The 15,656-nt window shown below is 36.1% G+C and carries 12 protein-coding genes; 7 read left to right on the plus strand and 5 right to left on the minus strand.

Annotated features, from left to right (window positions below; all coding sequences use genetic code 11):
• Window positions 1-68 precede the first annotated feature (68 nt).
• Window positions 69-1,991 (plus strand): site-specific DNA-methyltransferase, encoded by a 1,923-nt coding sequence (locus AB4Y30_RS14000; RefSeq protein ID WP_368652835.1) that lies wholly within the window; start codon window positions 69-71, stop codon window positions 1,989-1,991.
• Between the two features lie 13 nt (window positions 1,992-2,004).
• Window positions 2,005-4,998, plus strand: coding sequence for a DEAD/DEAH box helicase family protein (locus tag AB4Y30_RS14005; protein ID WP_368652836.1), 2,994 nt, complete (start codon window positions 2,005-2,007; stop codon window positions 4,996-4,998).
• Window positions 4,999-5,116: 118 nt separating this feature from the next.
• Here AB4Y30_RS14005 and rlmH read toward each other — a convergent pair whose 3' ends face one another.
• The 3 genes from rlmH to dacB all read right to left on the minus strand — a co-directional run bounded on the left by rlmH (window position 5,117) and on the right by dacB (window position 7,839).
• Window positions 5,117-5,596, minus strand: a complete 480-nt coding sequence (rlmH, locus tag AB4Y30_RS14010; RefSeq protein WP_368652837.1) for a 23S rRNA (pseudouridine(1915)-N(3))-methyltransferase RlmH — start codon at window positions 5,594-5,596, stop codon at window positions 5,117-5,119.
• Window positions 5,597-5,662: 66 nt separating this feature from the next.
• Window positions 5,663-6,301 carry a hemolysin III family protein gene (locus tag AB4Y30_RS14015; RefSeq protein ID WP_368652838.1) on the minus strand — a complete coding sequence of 213 codons (639 nt, stop codon included), beginning with the start codon at window positions 6,299-6,301 and terminating at the stop codon, window positions 5,663-5,665.
• A 26-nt stretch (window positions 6,302-6,327) separates the two neighbouring features.
• Window positions 6,328-7,839, minus strand: coding sequence for a D-alanyl-D-alanine carboxypeptidase/D-alanyl-D-alanine-endopeptidase (dacB, locus tag AB4Y30_RS14020; RefSeq protein ID WP_368652839.1), 1,512 nt, complete (start codon window positions 7,837-7,839; stop codon window positions 6,328-6,330).
• Window positions 7,840-8,099: 260 nt separating this feature from the next.
• Here dacB and AB4Y30_RS14025 point away from each other — a divergent pair, with 260 nt between their 5' ends.
• The 5 genes from AB4Y30_RS14025 (at window position 8,100) to AB4Y30_RS14045 (ending at window position 13,909) form a co-directional block, all read left to right on the plus strand.
• A complete protein-coding gene (locus AB4Y30_RS14025; protein ID WP_368652840.1) occupies window positions 8,100-9,398 on the plus strand; it encodes an MFS transporter in 1,299 nt (432 codons plus the stop codon).
• A gap of 146 nt (window positions 9,399-9,544) precedes the next feature.
• Window positions 9,545-9,730: a hypothetical protein gene (locus tag AB4Y30_RS14030; RefSeq protein ID WP_368652841.1), complete on the plus strand. Its 186-nt coding sequence runs from the start codon at window positions 9,545-9,547 to the stop codon at window positions 9,728-9,730.
• Window positions 9,723-11,147: an amidase gene (locus AB4Y30_RS14035; RefSeq protein ID WP_368652842.1), complete on the plus strand. Its 1,425-nt coding sequence runs from the start codon at window positions 9,723-9,725 to the stop codon at window positions 11,145-11,147. Before AB4Y30_RS14030 ends, AB4Y30_RS14035 begins: the two co-directional genes overlap by 8 nt.
• Window positions 11,148-11,235: 88 nt before the next feature.
• Entirely contained in the window at window positions 11,236-11,871 is a 636-nt protein-coding gene (locus AB4Y30_RS14040; protein ID WP_368652843.1) for a hypothetical protein, read from the plus strand.
• A 259-nt stretch (window positions 11,872-12,130) separates the two neighbouring features.
• Complete coding sequence (locus tag AB4Y30_RS14045) at window positions 12,131-13,909, plus strand: glutamate synthase-related protein (RefSeq protein ID WP_368652844.1); 1,779 nt, start codon at window positions 12,131-12,133, stop codon at window positions 13,907-13,909.
• 36 nt (window positions 13,910-13,945) lie between these two features.
• Here the strand turns inward: AB4Y30_RS14045 and AB4Y30_RS14050 are convergent, their stop codons facing one another.
• Both AB4Y30_RS14050 and AB4Y30_RS14055 read right to left on the minus strand, forming a co-directional pair.
• Complete coding sequence (locus AB4Y30_RS14050) at window positions 13,946-14,512, minus strand: helix-turn-helix domain-containing protein (RefSeq protein WP_368652845.1); 567 nt, start codon at window positions 14,510-14,512, stop codon at window positions 13,946-13,948.
• A gap of 160 nt (window positions 14,513-14,672) precedes the next feature.
• The gene (locus AB4Y30_RS14055; RefSeq protein WP_368652846.1) at window positions 14,673-15,578 is read right to left on the minus strand and encodes a hydroxymethylglutaryl-CoA lyase; all 906 of its coding nucleotides are present in this window, start codon (window positions 15,576-15,578) and stop codon (window positions 14,673-14,675) included.
• Between the last annotated feature and the right edge of the window lie 78 nt (window positions 15,579-15,656).

Consider the following 15,656-nt stretch of genomic DNA (forward strand, 5'->3'; position numbering starts at 1 on the left):
ACGAATTATACTATGTCTTTAAAACTGTAATTTAACTAATGAATGTGACGATCGATTGGAGGAGACATATGACAAAACTAGATGGGCAATCGTTAAATATTGAAGCTAAGAACATAGAAAAACAACTAGAATTATTTCCGGAAATAAATGTAGATGGAAAAATTGATTTTGATAAGTTAAAGCAAATTCTTGGTGATTATATAGAAGATTCAGAAGAAAGATATCGATTTACTTGGAACGGTAAAGGAGAAGTACTCAGACTCTCACAAACACCATCAAAGGGAACATTAAGACCCGCACAAGAAGAAAGTAAAAACTGGGACGATACCGAAAATTTATATATCGAAGGGGATAATTTAGAAGTATTAAAGCTTCTACAAAAATCCTACTTTAACAAAGTGAAAATGATTTACATCGATCCACCTTACAATACAGGCGGAGACTTTGTATATAAAGATAACTTCAAAGATAATATCCAGAATTACAAAAAAATCACCGGCCAAGTTGATAGTGAAGGGAGAAACACAACAACTAACCGTGAATATAGCGGTCGATATCATACAGATTGGTTGAATATGATGTATCCAAGGTTGAGACTAGCAAGAAACCTATTGAAGGACGATGGAGTTATTTTTATATCCATAGATGATCATGAGGTACATAATTTGAAAAAACTTTGCGATGAAGTATTTGGAGAATCAAATTTTGTCTCAAATTTAGTTTGGCAAAAAAAGTTTTCAAGGGCAAATGATGCAAGGTATTTTTCTACGATGCATGACCATATTTTATGTTATACAAAAAGTAACATAGAACGTTCTAAAGGTGGATGGAAAATAGGACTATTACCAAGAGGTGATGAGACTCCTGCGGGATATGGAAATCCCGATCATGATACAAGGGGAGTCTGGACATCTGTAGTTTTATCTGCAAAGTCAGGAACTGAAAAGTTATTATATAATATTACTACACCAAGTGGTAGAGTTTGCTCACCTCCAAGCGGTCGGTATTGGAGCGTGAGTGAAGAACGCTTTAAAGAATTAGTAAAAGATAATCGGATTTGGTTTGGAATTGACGGAGATGGGACTCCCCGCTTAAAAACGTTTTTAAGTGAGGTTCAGGATGGACTAAGGCCGAACTCAATTTTATTTCATGACGAGGTCGGCCATAATCAAGAAGCTAAACAAGAAACAAAATCTTTATTTGATAATAAAGGTGTTTTTGATAGTCCGAAGCCGGTTAGGTTATTAGAACAATTACTACAAATTGGCAATGTGGCAAAAAATGATATAATTTTAGATTTTTTCTCTGGTTCTTCTACTACCGCACATGCAACTGTTCAGCTAAATGCACAGGATGGCGGTAATCGTAAGTTTATTATGGTTCAATTACCTGAATCTACTGAAGAAAAATCTGAAGCATATAAAGCTGGCTATAAAAATATCGCAGAAATTGGAAAAGAAAGAATTAGACGTGCGGGTGAGCAAATTAAAGAGGAACTGAAAGAAAAGTATGAATCCGCAAGTAAAGCAGACAAAGTAGAAATGAAACATCCTGAAGAATTAGATATTGGTTTTAAAGTATTTAAACTAGATTCCTCCAACATTAAAGAATGGAATCCAGGTGAGTACGAGAACATTCAATTGGCTATTGAAGATTCTTTAACTCCTTATGTACCAGGTAGAACAGAAGAAGATGTTGTCTATGAAATGATGTTGAAAATGGGCTTAGACTTAACGTATCCAGTAGAGAAGCATGACGTAAATGGAAAAACAATTTACTCGATAGGATATGGCTTTTTAATGATTTGTTTAGCCGATAGTATTGATATATCCATAGCCGAAAAGATGATTGAAATTAAAGATGAAAATGGTCAACAAGAATTTAGAGCGTTATTCAGAGATGAAGGATTTAAATCTGATACAGATAAAACAAATGTAAAGGAAACATTGCGATCAGCTGGATTAGCTGAAGAATCATTTATTACGCTATAGAAAGGATTATATGATGTCTTTAAAATTACAATTTAACCCAGAACTCGAGTACCAACAAGATGCAATTAATGCAGTTGTTGACTTGTTTAAAGGACAAACACCAAAAGAAGCGAATTTTACGGTTGCGCCTGTATCTGCTCAAATGACACTTGGGGAATCAGGTATCGGGATTGGAAACAAATTAGAGTTAACGAATGGAGAACTGTTAGAAAACCTAAAGGAAGTGCAAGAAAGAAATGGGCTTCCACAGAGTGAAGCTTTAGAAGATAACCCCTATTTAGAATTTGAAGTTGATATGGAAACAGGTACAGGGAAAACATATGTATTTATTCGAACGATGATGGAATTGAATAAAAAATACGGATTTAAAAAGTTCGTCATTGTTGTACCAAGTTTAGCAATTAAAGAGGGAATTCATCATAGTTTAAAAACAACGAAATCACATATGAACGCTCTGTATTCCAATGAAGTGTATGATTATTTTGTATATGATAGTGATCATTTAGATCAAATTAATAGTTTCGCTACAGCAGATCATATATCCATTATGATTATTAACATTCAAGCCTTTAATCGTAGTTTTGGGAATACAGAAACCTTAAACAAGGCAAATATTATTCACCGTGCTAATGACAGAGGACCTGAAGGTAGGGCACCAATTGAACTTATTCAAGAAACAAATCCAATTGTTATTATTGATGAACCCCAAAGCACAGCGAATACGAAGAAATCTAGAGAAGCTATTGCTAGCTTAAATCCAATGTGCTGCATCAAATACTCTGCCACGCATATTAAACCAAAGAATGTTGTATATCGATTAAACGCTGTCGATGCTCATGATTTACAACTCGTTAAACAAATTGAGGTTATTAGCTTTGAAGAAGAAGATAACTATGAAGATGCATATATTCGTTTAATTAAGACAGGTAATCCTAAATCTGGCATTTATGCTGATGTTGAGATTGATAAAAAGTTTAATTCAGGAATTAGAAGAACAACAATACGTATTAAAGATGGCAGTGACTTGTATGAACTATCTGGAAATCGAGACGTCTATAGTGGATTCCAAGTGGCTGAAATAGACGCAGATAAAAATATCGTGAAATTTACTGCTAGACCAAATATTCTTTCCCTAGATAATCATATTGGTGGTATTGATGAAAATATCTATAAACGCTTGCAGATTGAATCCACTATACGAGCACATTTGGATAAAGAACTCGTATTAAATAAACGTGGCATAAAAGTACTTTCTTTATTTTTCCTCGATCGTGTAGATAACTATCGAATCTATAATGACGATGGAACTTATAATAAAGGTAAATATGCCATCCTGTTTGAAGAGTTATTTCAAAAAATCATTATGGAAGATGATTACAAAAAATTAAGGGAAAATATAGATGACATCGATCAATACACACAAGAAGTTCATCATGGCTATTTTTCTCAAGATAAAGCAGGGAGAAAAGACGTTAAGTTTGTTGAGACAAGTACAGGGAATTCAGCAAGTGATGATTATGCCTATGAACTGATTATGAAAGATAAAGAAAGGCTTTTATCGTTCGACACGAATTTGAAGTTTATTTTCTCTCATTCTGCTTTAAGAGAAGGTTGGGATAACCCGAACGTTTTCCAAATTTGTACCCTAAATGAAACGTATAGTGATATAAAGAAAAGACAAGAGATTGGTAGAGGCTTAAGATTAGCCGTTAATCAAGATGGGGAAAGACAACACGGATTTGATATCAATACACTAACCGTTATCGCTAACGAGTCCTATGATGTATTTTGTAACACATTACAAAAAGAATATGAAGATGATGCTGGGATTAGGTTTGGTTACATTGAAGAGCATTCGTTTGCGAATATTATCATTGTAAAAGACAATCAAGAGGAACGGTTAGGAATTGAAGCATCAAAAGCAATCGTTCAAAGTTTTAAAGAACGAGAATACATCGCAAAAGATGGAAAGGTTCTAGAGAAATTAAAGAAAGCACTAGATCATAATCTATTAGAAGTTCCAATTGAATATGCAGATCATAAAGAGAAAATCATTGCACGAACAAAGAAAACAATTGAAGGAGTTAAAATCAAAAAGGCAAAAGAAAAGGAAGATGTTACGCTTAATAAAGAACGATTTTTAAGTCCTGAGTTTAAAGAGCTATGGGATAAAATTAAATATAAAACAGTTTATCAAGTAGATTTTTCATCGAAAGAATTAATTGAAAAATGTTTAGTTGAAATTGAAAAAACATTAACGAAAACACAACGGAGGATTTCACAACTGAATGCTCTTGTTGGGATTAAACAAGGTGGAATCGTCGCTAAGGAAACGGGTAGTGGGCGAGAGTATAGTCTTAACAAGGTAGAACTAGAGAAGCTACCTGATGTTGTTACTAACTTACAAAATGCAACAGACTTAACGAGAAGAACTATAATCGATATTTTAATTCGTAGTAACACGTTAGATGCCTTTGAATTGAACCCGCAAATTTACATGCAGGAAATGGCAGATATTATTAACTCTGTGAAAGAAAACTTTATTGTTGATGGAATTAAATATTCGAAAGCAAGAAACAAAAGTTACTATGCACAGGAGTTATTCGAAGACGAGGAAATATCTGGTTACCTAAATGATAATTTATTAACGAGTGAAAAAGGTGTCTATGATTATGTAGTGTATGATAGTACGGTAGAAAGAGAATTTGCAGAGAAGCTAGAAACAAATAAAGATGTCTTGGTCTATGTAAAGCTACCTAGTTGGTTTAAAATCCCAACACCCCTTGGCAGTTACAATCCAGACTGGGCTATTTTAATTAATGATGCTGGAAAAGAGAAATTCTACTTTGTAACAGAAACGAAGAGTACCTTACGCCGAGCAGGATATCGAACAGCTGAGGAAAAGAAAATAGATTGTGGAATTGAACATTTTAAAGCTGTCGGGGAGGACGTTAAATATATAGTCGCAACAACTTTTGATGATGTTTTAAACAAAGTTAATAGTTAGTAAAGAATAGTTTTATATATAGGAAAAGTCGAGTCATATAGGTATTTTTGACGAAATGCTCGACTTTTCTCTATGCTTTTTTAAAATCAGTTTAGCCTACTTCTGAAAAAAACCTCATTTACTTGTGATAAGGTTCCCCCCTATTAATCCGAAACCCGCGATAAACCTGCTCCAATAACACCATCCGCATTAACTGATGAGGAAATGTCATTTTCGAAAAAGACAGCGCATAATTACTTCGCTTCACAACTTCCTCACTCAACCCTAATGATCCACCAATAACAAAAACAACCTTACTTTTCCCATATGTCGCAAGCTCGTCCATCTTGGCTGCTAGTTCTTCTGATGTCAGCATCTTTCCGTTGATTTCTAATGTAATAACATACGCATCTTGGCTGATATGAGCTAAGATGCGTTCGCCTTCTTTTCTTTTTACTTGTTGTTCTTCTGCGGGGCTCATTGTTTCGGGTGCTTTTTCGTCAGGCACTTCGACAATGTTCACTTTTGCGTATGTTCTTAGGCGTTTTAGGTATTCATCGATGCCTTGTTTTAGGTATTTTTCTTTAATTTTTCCGACAGCTACAATGGTAATATTCATATTATTCTTCTTCCTTCTACTTTATTTCCCAGGGAATATTTCTATTTCTCCAATGATTCGTCATGATCATGGTAATAATGTCATAACAGAGAAGAAATGTGCTGCTGATCCACCGACAACAAACAGGTGCCAAATGGCATGATGGAAGCGAAATCCACGCCAAACATAGAATACAGCTCCAACGGAATATAATAATCCGCCAATAACTAACAACACAAGTCCCGGTGTAGACATGCCAGCAACGAGTGGTTTCCATGCAAAGACGATTAACCAACCCATCGCAACATATAACAATGTCGAAGCAAGTACAAACCTTTTTGTGAAAAAGGATTTAAATATAATTCCGGCTAAGGTAAGTCCCCAAACAATTCCAAATAGGGTCCAGCCTACTGTTCCTTTAATTGCCAGGAGTAAGAATGGTGTGTATGATCCTGCGATAAATAAATAGATCGAGGAATGATCGAGTATTTCAAATATGTCTTTTGCTTTTCCCTCTGGAAAGCTATGGACTAAGGTGGAGCAAGTGTATAAAATTAGCATGGTTGCTCCAAATATGGTGAATGTTACGATATGCCAAGCATTTCCTTCGTATGAGGAATAGACTACTAATACGGCCAGTGCTGCTATACTTGAAATTGCACCGATTCCATGGATAATTGCGTTTGCGATTTCTTCACCTTTTGAAAATATATGTGTATTCGCCATTGGTACACCTCTTTTATCATATTAATCTAGAGTTCTTCAACAAGTAACAGCATAATTTCGTCAACGACACGTGGGATATAGCCTTCAATGTAATTGTTGATCATTACTGAAAAGATATATTCTTCTCCACTAGCTCCGGTAAAGAAGCCGGATAATGTGTTAACACCGGTTAAAGATCCTGTTTTCGCTTTAACGTTTCCTTTTAACGGCTCTTCTTTCATACGATGTGCTAAGGTTCCTCCTATTTCTTTAGCGTCTTCTCCTGCTACAGGCTGGGATGCTTCAAAGATTGGAAACCATTCTTTTTCTTGTGCTTCATATAATAGCTTTGTCAATTTATCTGCTGGTATGAGTGTTTTATGGGACATGCCTGATCCGTCACGTAACAGAATTTGCGACATATCTAATTCGAATGCTTCCTCTAATGTTGTATTCACAACCTCTAAGCCTTGTTCCCAGCTTCCTTCATCATGAATAAGTTTGCCCATTTCTTTTACAAAAATTTCTCCAAGTGTGTTATTACTGTTTTTCATAAATGGCATCATCAAATCAGCTAATGGTGGCGAGTTTCTAGTTAGTATTACTGTTGCATCTTCATTTGTGACGCCAACCTTTGCCTCTCCATCCATCTCAATTCCTTCGTCTTTTAATATTTGCTTAAAGACATGGAGTGTGTAGTTCGTTGGCTCCCATACAGAGCGCCAAAAGGCAATATGCTGATTCTCATTAATAGATCCTTCAATGATGATCTTGTTTGTCCCATGTTCTCGGTCAATTGTTATTCCTTCTACTTCAGATCCACTTGCTACTGTTGCGTTATTTTCAATTTTTACGTAGTCATTTTCTGGATTCAGTGTAATTGTCGGAGCCTCACCAATGGGACGATCGCCTCCAACATATATTTGTACAGTTCCTGCATCATAATCTTCATTTGGTGATAGGGATAATGCAGAAATTGCTGATCCAGTGTAATTATATTCATCTGACCAGTTTAAATCCTGTGAATAGCGAACATCATCATACCAGGAATCATCTGCAATCACATCACCTGTAATTTTTTCAATTCCTTCTGCTTTCAATTGGCTTGCAATTTCAGTGAGCTCCTCTGCGGTTAATGTTGGATCGCCTTTTCCTTGGATATATAAATTTCCATCTAGTATTCCATTTTCAATACTTCCATCTGTTAAAAAATCTGTGGAAAATTCATATTCAGGTCCTAGTACTTCTAGTGCCACTGCGCCGGTAATAATTTTCATATTGGATGCAGGGTGCAAATTCATTGTCCCTAAATGATCAAAAACAACAGATGCATCTGATGCTTTACGTACATGAACACTAGTAATTGCGCCATCTAAAAGTTCTGTTTTTAAAATTTCTGCTAAGCTTTCTTCGATTTCTTTCTTATCTATCTTTTCGTCTTTATTTTCTGTTTCATCCTGAGCATTATTTTGAGTTGGATCAATCATTGCGATTAGCACAAGAAAGCCAAATGCAACCATAAACCCAATAAAAAATGTTTGGCGCAGTGTCATTCGCATCATTTGCTGCATCCTTTCTCCATCATTATTTCTTTATTCTATTATACCGTTAATATGGAAAACTGCATCTCCTTTGCAAAATTAAACTTCCCTTTTTCCTTTGGCAATCCATGCTTTTCAATTGTTTTAAATTTTCCGAAGAATTGTTTTCATAGTTATTGTATAATCATAATAAACATTAAAAGAAGGGAGCAAGCCATCATGCATTTCAATGGACAATTTGCTACTTTACAATAAATGTCGTGGGGGGTAATAACATAATGAGTCAAACAGGCTCAGTGAGAGTAGTCTCAGAAAAGGAAAAGAGAAAAGCTCTGTTTGCAAGTTTTATTGGAAGTGCCATTGAGTGGTACGATTTCTTTATCTATGGAACGGCTGTAGCACTTGTTTTCAATGAAATCTTTTTCCCAAGCTTTGATCCTTTTGTCGGTTTACTTCTATCTTATGTTACTTTTTCTGTTACCTTTTTTATTCGCCCACTAGGTGGGGCTGTTTTTGGACATATTGGTGATAAGGTTGGTAGGAAAACTTCTCTTGTTTTGACACTTGTCTTAATGGGTGGGGCTACATTTCTTATCGGGATATTACCAGATTACAACACGATCGGGATTGTTGCACCAATTCTCCTTTTACTGTTTCGTTGTGTACAAGGAATTGGTATTGGTGGGGAATGGAGTGGTGCCATGCTGCTTGCAGTGGAATATTCGGAGGATAAAAAACGAGGATTCTTCGGAAGTATTCCCCAGCTTGGTGTTCCAGTTGGTTTAGTGTTAGGGACCATTACATTTTCCTTGCTAACCATGCTTCCAGAAGCTTCTTTTCTTGCTTGGGGTTGGCGAATTCCATTTATTTTAAGTGCGGTTCTCGTACTCATTGCTTTATGGATTCGATCTACACTTGATGAAACACCGATTTTCCAAGAAGCGCGTGAGCAAGGTACGATTAAAAAAGCACCGATTCTTGAAACGCTTCGCAATCATTGGAAAATGGTATTAGTTGGTGTAGCACTTGTTGCCGGTACTACTTGTCCTTTTTATATATTCTCTAATTTCTCCATCGCCTACTCTACAAATTATCTAGGAATAGATCGCTCGTTTATTTTAAATGCGATCACTATCGCAACGATCATTACAATGTTCACTATCCCTCTTTTTGGAAAGATTTCAGATCGCATTGGTAGAAAAACAATTTATCTCAGCTGTTTACTTAGTATTTTAGTTTTTGCTGTTCCTTACTTTTACTTTATGAGTCTAGCTTCCGGTACAGCGATTGTGATTGCTACGATTGTCGGATTTATTCTTTGGTCTGTTGGCTGGTCGATTCAAGGAACAATGTATGCGGAAATGTTTAGTACCGATGTGCGCTATACAGGAATGACGCTAGGCTATCAGCTTGGTGCTGCCATTGCGGGCGGTTCTGCGCCGATTATCGCCTTGTTACTCCTGGATAAATACGAAACATGGGTTCCATTGTCCTTGATCATTATTATTGCCACAGTACTTTCCCTAGTAGCCCTTTACTACTTCCGTGTATCTAAAGATATGCAAACAGAAGGATAGAAATTTTTTCACAGATTTAAGTAAGAAAGTTTTCTAGTAGATTATTATATATAAGCGGAGGAAATATACGTACTCCTACGGGAAAGCGACGTATATTTCCGAAGCGGTTCTTTAGTCTCCTCAAAAAAACAGAAAGGATGAATTCCATGAAGAAAAAGATAAAACAAATATTAGAAGAAAAAGGTTTAACGGTCTCTAATCAAGAATGTGAGATCATTGCACATCGCTTGAAATATGTTGATTCCTTAAGGAAAAACATACATAAAGCAAACTTACAAGAAATCCCAATGGCATTACAATATCAAGCAGGAGATGATGAGAAAAATGAATAAAGAACTGGCAGAAAAATCGATTGCCGAGTTAGCAACACGAATAGAAAACAAAGAAATCTCTCCTGTTGATGTGATGCAGGCGACTTTTGCACAAATAGAAGCGAAGAACCCCTATCTCTGTGCATATGTGGATACATTTGATACAGAAGCAAAGGCTTTAGCTATCCATGCAGAAAAAGAGATTTTACAAGGCAATTATCGTGGAAAGCTTCATGGCATTCCCATCGGAGTAAAAGATAATTTATATATGAAAGGAAAAAACATTCGTGTTGGCTCGAAAATTCATCAAGATTTTATCCCTTCCTATGATGCAACGGTGATTCAAAAGCTTCGTGATCAAGGAGCCATTTTTACTGGTTTATTAAATATGCATGAGTATGCGTATGGATTTACTACCACTAATCCTTATTATGGTACTTGTCGAAACCCGTGGGACTTAGAGCGAATTCCAGGTGGTTCTAGTGGTGGTTCTGCTGCAGCAGTTGCTGCAGATATGACTATTGCTGCTCTAGGTTCTGAAACAGGTGGTTCCTTGCGAGCACCTGCCTCCTTTAATGGTATTGTTTCGATAAAACCAACCTACGGGAGAGTGAGTAAGCATGGGTGTTTTCCATTTGCTTGGTCGCTTGATCATGTTGGACCAATGACCAAAACAGTAGAAGATGCTGCTATCTTACTTCAGGCAATGGCTGGGCATGATCCATTAGATACTACGACAGCATCACTACCAGTACCTGACTATAGCTCCTATTTACATAAAGATGTAGCTGACATGGTGATTGGGATTAATGAGGAATATCTATTTGCGAATGCTGATGAACAGGTGGAGAAATCTGTACGACATGTCATTCACGAATTAGAAAAGCTCGGGGCAAAAATAGTTCCTGTTCAGTTTAAAACATTTGAAAATGCTTTGTTCGCATTTATGATGACAATGGCAGCAGAAGCTACTGCACTACATCATGAGAACTTAGTGAAACGTCCTGAAGACTATGGTATCGAGGTACGTACAGAACTCATGTTTGGCGAGCTTATATCCGCAGTTGACTACTTACAAGCCCAACAAATTCGCAGGACAATTCGTGATGAATTTGAAGAAGTATTTCAAGAGGTTGATGTAATCGTTGGGCCAACACTTCCTTTTACCGCAGGATATATTGGTACGGATACCGTGATGCTTAATGGAGAAGAGGTTAAATTGCCCGAGCATGTGAGTCGCTTTATTCGTCCAACCACACTTACAGGAATTCCGGCGATGAGTGTGCCTTGTGGACTAGTTAATGGACTTCCAGTTGGTATTCAAATTCTTGCAGGACCTTTTATGGAAAAGAAAATCTTTCAGGTCGCATCAACAATTGAAGCACTTCAGCTTATGCGCGGACTTAAACCAACTTTTAACTCGTCCCTTACTGAATAGCTTTCTCTATTTTAGTGGCGCTTTTTCTCTGCTTGCGCGTATAATAAAAAGAGAAGAAATTGTAGATAAAAACGAGGAAGTGCGCTCATTGAAAAAGCTGAAAATCAATCCTGTTCTATTTATAATCATCTTGTTTTTCATCATTCTTCTGATTATGAAGCATAAGGATGACATTTTCCCTGAAGACACTAAAACTATGAAAGAGAGCATTCAAGAAATTGCTGAGTCTTTACCTAGTTTACAAGATGAGATTACTTATATTAAAACATCACCTAATCTATTAGAAATGCCAATTGAAGCTTCCTTCTCTGCTGATAAATTTTTCTTTCGACTGAAGGCAGAAGCCATCCGATTAGGTCAGATAACAGAAGTTGACTTAGAGAAACATGTAGAACAAATATATGATGAAGCAATGCAATTGTTAGAAATAGCTGAAACTGAATATAATATCGTATTAACTCCTACTGAAGTAGCAAATTATATAGAAGAAAATTTTTCGAACACTATGGATGATAATCAGGAAATGTATGCAGAAGCACTTGGGATTCAGATAGATCAATACGAAAAATACTTCCAGCGCGACTTGCATATTTTTAACTTACTATTTTCAAAACTGTACCCTGCCTTACAAGAAAAATATCCACAAGAAACCGGAGAAGAAGATTCAGAATATGACGTAAGGTTAAGAGAAGAAATTCAAAAACAACTGCAGCAAAACTACTAAATAAATCACTGAAGCATTTTCTTGCCCTTATCCCTACATCTGGAGAGGGCATTTATTCTCTTTTTTCAATTAATCAACCATTTTTTGCCCTTTATGGAAAGAAATTTTTTCCTCGTAAACTGTTGATTCTATAAGTTTCTTATCGTTTTTTTTAATATTTTTATAGAACTGATTTTACTTCTAAAAAATTTATACTATAATGGAACATGGAATCTGTAACAAATTTATCACATTTTAAAAAAGGGTGTAGGATCTGTCTATGTTAACATTCATTTTTGAGAAATTGCCGTTAATCATTTTTTATTCGGTTATTATTATTCTTGTCTATTTCTTTTTAAAGGATAAGTACCAAAATCAACATTCTATTTTAAAGACACATCCGATTCTAGGGAGACTTCGTTATGTGTTTGAAATGATTGGTCCAGAGTTCCGTCAATACTGGTTCTTAAATGATAAGGAAGGAAAACCTATTGATCGTGATACAATGGAAACTATCGCAAAAGCAGGAAAATACGCGAACACTGTCATTGGATTTGGTTCGAAAAAAGACTTCCAGAAAACAGACTTTTATTTGTCTAACTCTATGTTTCCATTAAACGTAGATGAACTGGAAGTAAATAACACGCCTAAAATCAAGACATATACGTATAAAATCCTCAACGAATCTCTGATGAATCGTAAGGAAAAGCGTAATAAAATAGAAATCAAGCCTTGGCATTTGAAAAATAAAGATGCTATTGTTATTGGTCCAAATCGCGAAAAGCCATTTGTTGTTAAAGGAATGATTGGAATTTCAGCGATGAGTTATGGTGCGTTATCCAAAAGTGCTGTAAAAGCTCTTGCACAAGGTGTTGCCATTAGTGGCGGCGCGTTTATGAATACAGGAGAAGGTGGAATTTCACCGTACCATTTATCTAAGATTTATGAGGTTAAGGATTATGACGCAGCCGTTAATAATAAGCTAGGTTCACAAATCTACAAATATATTAAGGGTCATACCAATGCGTCGAATTTTGAAATTGAACATAAATTTGGTTCCAGTGCTCAAAAGGCTGTAAATGCATTAGTAGAAGGCGAGATTTTAGAAGAGAAAAGTGCTGATTTAATCTTCCAAGTAGGCTCTGGATTATTTGGCGCTCGTAAAAACGGAAAATATGATGAAGAGACTTTCTTAAGAAATGCTTTGCGTCCTGAAGTAAAAGCAATTGAAATCAAACTTGCTCAAGGTGCGAAGGTACGTGGTGGTAAATTACCAAAAGAAAAAATCACACGTGAAATCTCTTATATCCGTGGAGTGGAGATGGGTAAAGATGTCGAAAGTCCAAACCGTTTTCCATTATTCTCTGATATCGCAAGTCTATTTGAATTAGTAATGGAATGGCAAAAAATTACTGGTAAGCCAGTTGGTTTTAAAGTGGTTGCTGGTGATGAAACGTCATTTGAAGAATTAGGTAAATATATGGCAGAAACAGGCTATCGTCCTGATTTCATCTCTATTGATGGTGCAGAAGGTGGTACTGGAGCAACTTATCAAGAGATGGCAGACAGCCTAGGAATGCCAATTTATTCTGGTTTATATATTTTAGATCAAACGATGCGTAAATACGGTGTGCGTGATGATATCAAGATTATCGCATCTGGTATGCTTGCAACAGCAAATAAAATGGCAGTTGCCTTATCACTTGGTGCTGATTTAATTTACATCGCACGTGCAGCAATGAACACGATTGGTTGTATTAATGCAATGAAATGTCATACAAATCTTTGTCCTGTTGGAATCACTTCCCACTTACCTCATTTGGAAAAAGGAGTAGTTGTGGAAGAGAAACGTTTCCGTACAGCTAACTATTTAGCGACTATGCGTGAAGGCCTCTATATGCTAGGAGCTTCGTGCGGAATTGATAATCCGACGAAATTTGATAAACAACATATCGCATTGCGTCGTAATGATAATGAAGTGAAGAAGTTTGAAAACTTTGTTGTTGTTGATAATAAAATTAAAGCAGTAAATAATCTTTCAGAAAAAGAATTAGTATAAATGATAATCCCTTTATGCAGATGCATAAAGGGATTTTTACATTTCACTATTAATAAATATTGTTAACACCTTCGCTCCTTCATTATCAACTGGAATAAACAGATGGGCTTTTTCCCCTTTAAAATAAGCAGTATCCCCTTGTGTCATATGATGTTCTTCTCCATCATAAAGCAGGCTAATCGTCCCCTCTAATATATAAATAAATTCTTCTTGAGCATGTGTATATGGTTCACAGCGTTCATTTTCATCTTTCGGTGTCACATAAACAATCGTTGGTTCAATCGGAGAAAATTTAGAGCGGTTCGCAAGTAGTTCAAAAGAATATCCCATGCTTTCATCTCCAACACTTGCTTGGCGATTCGTTTTCGGGAGTAATACAAGGTCAGTTTCTGGACGATCATCAAGTATCCAGGATAATGATACCTCAAGTACTTGGCTAATTTTTGATAAGGTTGCTACTGCTGATGAGGTCTGTCCATTTTCAATTTTTGATAGCATACTTTTAGAAATACCTGCTGCATCTGCCACCTGCTGCTGGGTTTTCTTACTGCGCAGTCTAGCATGCTTTATTTTTATCCCTATTGTTTGTAAGTTTAATGACATATCACACCGCCTTTGTTCTCTAACATTTCATATGTAAATTTTCAGAATTCAATCGTTGTTTTTCATCATACCAATAGATGGAATTATTCGTCAAGCTAGGTAGTATGAAGTCAAAAAATAAACCACTATAGGAAAATATTTCTCCTATAGTGGTAAGTTATTAGGCCATTGCCTGTAAATAGGCAAGTGATTTACTTGGCAAAGACTTTCCCAATTTCTCTTGAATATATAAGGAAGCTTCTTGAATTTTTGCTTCATCAATTCCTGTATAAATGCCCATTCCGTGTAATAGATAAAGCACATCATTTGTTGCGACATTTCCTGCTGCTCCTTTGGCATATGGACAACCTCCTAGTCCACCAACTGAGCTATCTAAACGGGTAATTCCATATTCTAAGGAAGTTAATATATTTGCAATCGCCATACCTCTTGTATCATGAAAATGCATAATCATTTTATCTTTTGGATAGCGTACTAAGACTTCTTCTAGTAATGCTTTTACTTGCAAAGGCACTGCAGTACCAATCGTATCTCCAAGTGAAATATCATCTACTCCATATTCAAATAACTTATCGCAGATTGGAATGACTTGTGCTGGTGTTATTTTCCCTTCATAAGGACACTCAAATACCGTAGAAACATAACAAGCAACATGTTTTCCTGCACTTTTGGCATCTTGAATTACATCTTTTAGGACAGGAAAAGTTTTATCAATTGTCTTATTAATATTCAACTTATTATGTGTTTCACTAACCGACATAAATACAGATATCCCATCCACACCAGCTTCCAGCGCTAGTTCTAATCCTTTTTGATTCGGTACGAGTGCAGAATAATGTACATCTGGGTTTCGATTAATTCTTTTACCAACTTCTAGCGCATCTTTTAATGATGGTACCCATTTCGGGTGCACGAATGAAGAAAATTCAATTTCTCTGACTCCAGATTCAGACAATAAATTAATCCAGTTCACTTTATCCTCTGTTGAAACCCATTGCTTTTCATTTTGCAGTCCATCACGTGGTCCTACTTCTTTAATTCGTACCCATTTCGGCAAGCTTTTCATCTCAAACCCTCCCTACATTTCATCCATATCCATAGCAGCTGAACGAAAAGCGCAAGTCGCGCCCTTACAGGCTAAAAA

It is taken from the genome of Ornithinibacillus sp. 4-3 (genome assembly GCF_040958695.1).
Taxonomy (GTDB): domain Bacteria; phylum Bacillota; class Bacilli; order Bacillales; family Amphibacillaceae; genus CALAMD01.